This window comes from Streptomyces sp. UH6 (genome assembly GCF_013421635.1).
Lineage (GTDB): Bacteria > Actinomycetota > Actinomycetes > Streptomycetales > Streptomycetaceae > Streptomyces > Streptomyces abyssomicinicus.
Window position 1 is genome coordinate 1 of sequence record NZ_JACADT010000664.1, and the last position, 3,224, is coordinate 3,224.

Genomic DNA, 3,224 nt, shown 5'->3' on the forward strand with positions numbered 1-3,224 from the left:
ACGGGCCGGCGCCGGAGGTATGCGGCGCCGGCGGCGGGCCCATCAGCGCGCCTTCGCGGCGAGGGGTTCCCCGTTCAGGTACCGGCCGAGGGCGGTGAGCGGGAACACCTGCCGGTAGAGGTGGTAGTTGATGGAGAAGTCCCAGGGGAAGCCGGTGCCGGTGAACTGGGGCTCGTCCCAGGTGCCGTCGTCGCGCTGGGTGGCGGCCAGCCAGGCGACGCCGCGTTCCACCGCCTCGGACCGGTGCTCCCCGGCGGCGAGCAGGGCCATCAGGGCCCAGCCGGTCTGCGAGGCGGTGGAGTCCCCGCGGCCGGCCCATCCTCCGGGCTCCCGGTAGGACCGCAGGTCCTCGCCCCAGCCGCCGTCCGCGTTCTGCACGGACCGCAGCCAGCGGACGGCCCGGCGGATCGCCTGGTGTCCGGCGGGCAGCCCGGCGGCGATCAGGGCGGGGACGGCCGAGCCGGTGCCGTAGACGTAGTTGACGCCCCAGCGGCCGAACCAGCTTCCGTCCGGCTCCTGTTCCCGCAGCAGCCAGTCGACGCCGCGCCGGGTGCGGGGGTCGTCGGCGTGGCCCTCGACGGCGAGCATCTCCACCACATGGGCGGTGACGTCGGCGGACGGAGGGTCGATGACCTCGCCGAAGTCGCAGAACGGGAGGCGGTTGGGCAGCACGCTGGTGTTGTCCACGTCGAAGGCGCCCCAGCCGCCTCCCGCGGACTGCATGCCGAGGTTCCAGCGGACGCCTCGGGCGACGGCGTGCTCCACCCGCTCGGGGTCGTGGTGCCTGACCCGGCGCAGCGCGAGGACCACCTCGGCGGTGTCGTCCATGTCGGGGTAGTTGTCGTTGTGGAACTCGAAGGCCCATCCGCCGGGCGGGAGCTGGGGTCGGCGCACGGACCAGTCTCCGGGCCGTACGACCTGTTCGCCGAGCATCCAGTCGGCGGCCTTCACCAGTTGGGGGTGGTCGGCGGGCAGCCCGGCGTCGGCGAGGGCGATGACGGCGAGGCAGGTGTCCCAGACGGGCGACTGGCAGGCCTCGATCATCCGGGCGCCGTCCTCGCGCCGCACCGCGAAGCGGTCCAGGGCCTCGATGCCCGCCCGCATCACCGGATGGCCGAGGTCGTAGCCGAGCAGGTGGAGGGCGATCAGGGAGTACACGTGCGGGGGTTGGATGCCGCCCCAGCAGCCGTCGTTCTCCTGGCGTTCGACGATCCACCGGGCGGCGGCGTTCATCGCGGCCCGGCGCACCGGGCGCGGGGCGATGCCGCGGTAGCGGCGCAGCGCGTCGTCGATGCGCCGGAAGACGCCGTCCCAGCCGGTGGCGGGCGCGGGGGGCCTGGGCGGGAGGGGCGCGGCGGGGTCGGCGTGCAGTTCGTCCAGCGGGAACGGCGCGGGGCGTACCGGGCGTTTCGCGGAGACGACGGTGAGCGGCACGATGGTCTGCCGGGCCCAGCAGCCGAAGTCGTAGATGTTGAGCGGGAACCACTTCGGCAGGAAGATCATCTCGGGTGGCAGTTCGGGCAGGTCCTGCCAGCGCCACCAGCCGAAGAGGGCGAGCCAGATGCGGGTGAAGACCCGGGTGGCGGCGACGCCGCCCTGGTCGCGGACCCAGGTGGCGGCCCGCGTCATGTGCGGGGCGTCGGGGGCGTCGCCGGCGAGGCGCAGGGCGATGTAGGCCTCGACGGTGGTGGAGAGGTCGGGGGGGCCGCCGTGGAAGGAGGCCCAGGTGCCGTCCTCGCGCTGCTGCCCGCGGACGTACAGGGCGGCGGCGTGCGCGGTGTCCTCGTCGAGGATGCCGAGGAACCGGCGCAGCAGCAGGTCCTCGGCGTCCATGGTGACGTTGGTCTCCAGGTCGCCCTTCCACCAGCCCTCGGCGTCCTGGGTGGCCAGCAGGAAGTCGGTGGCCCGCCGGGCGGCGAGGGCGGCGGCCTCGCGGGGGCCGGCCGGCCCGTCCCCGGGGGGACGGGCGGTGGGGCCGGCCGGAGTCGTTCCGGCCGGTCCGGCGCGGGTCGGCAGCGCGCCGGTGCTTCCGTCGGTTGTCGCGGTCATGGCTTCCCCTTCCTGCAGTGTGCGTCTGCTGCGGGTCCGCCACCGGCCTGCTTCCTGGGAAGCCGCCGGCGACTACGCGGTGCTCGGACCTTCCGGGATCATCTCGTGCGAACCACCACGAAGTCGGCGAGCGCCACGAACTCTTCCCGCACCCGGGCGGGCATCTGGACCTCGTCGAGGGCGCGCAGGGCGACGGCGTGCTGGCGGCGGGCCTCGTCGGCGGTCCACGCCCGGCCGCCGGCCTCCTCGATCAGCGCGGCGCGGGAGGCGAACTCCTCCTCGGAGAAGTTCTCGAAGTCGCTGATCCCGGCGTCGGCGGCGAGGATCTCGCCCAGCTTCTCGGAGGCGGGTCCGCCGGCCGCGAGGGCCGCCACCACCGGCAGGGACTTCTTGCGCTGGCGCAGGTCGCTCCAGGTCTGCTTGCCGGTGGAGTCCGGGTCGCCCCAGATGCCGAGCAGGTCGTCGACGGCCTGGAAGGCGAGGCCGAGGTGGTAGCCGTAGCGTTCGAGGGCGTCCGCGGTGCGGTCGTCGGCGCCGCCGAGGACGGCGCCGATGGAGCAGGCGCAGGCGAGGAGGGCGCCGGTCTTGTTGCCCTCCATCTCCAGGCACTCGTCGACGGTGACCCGCTCGCGGTGTTCGTAGGAGATGTCCTGGGCCTGGCCGTCGATCAGCGCCCGGCTGGCGGCGGTCAGGCGCCGGGCGGCGCGGCCGGCCTCGACGGTGCCGAGCTCCAGCAGGACCTCGTTGGCCAGGGCGAACAGGGCGTCGCCGACCAGGATCGCCTGGGCGGGGCCGTGCACCTTCCAGACGGTGTCGCGGTGGCGGCGCTGCTCGTCGCCGTCCATCAGGTCGTCGTGCAGCAGGGAGAAGTTGTGGACCAGCTCCACGGCGACGGCTCCGGGGATTCCCACCTCGGGCGCGGCGCCGGCGGCCTCGGCGGACATCACCGCGAGGGCGGGGCGCACCGCCTTGCCGCCGTCCCCGGAGGCCGGGTTGCCGTCGGCGTCGATCCAGCCGAAGTGGTAGGCGGCGACGGTGTCCATGGGCGCCGCGAGACGCTCCACGGCGGCCCTCAGCACCGGTGTGGCCAGCGTCCGGCCGCGCTCCAGCAGCGCGGTCACGTCCACCGCGTCGGCAGCCTTCTCGGCCGGGGGCACAGTGGGCACAGTCTCTCC

At 74.5% G+C, this 3,224-nt stretch carries 2 protein-coding genes; both read right to left on the reverse strand.

What is annotated here, in order from left to right; translation table 11 throughout:
• Positions 1-42: 42 nt before the first annotated feature.
• A complete protein-coding gene (gene shc / locus HW445_RS23895) occupies positions 43-2,049 on the reverse strand; it encodes a squalene--hopene cyclase (RefSeq protein WP_180223010.1) in 2,007 nt (668 codons plus the stop codon).
• Between the two features lie 98 nt (positions 2,050-2,147).
• The coding region (locus tag HW445_RS23900; protein WP_180223011.1) for a polyprenyl synthetase family protein at positions 2,148-3,224 on the reverse strand (1,077 nt) is incomplete at its 5' end.

Excerpts from the sequence above, each read along its gene's own strand:
- shc (WP_180223010.1), bottom strand. The coding sequence starts at position 2,049 with ATGACCGCGACAACCGACGGAAGCACCGGCGCGCTGCCGACCCGCGCC.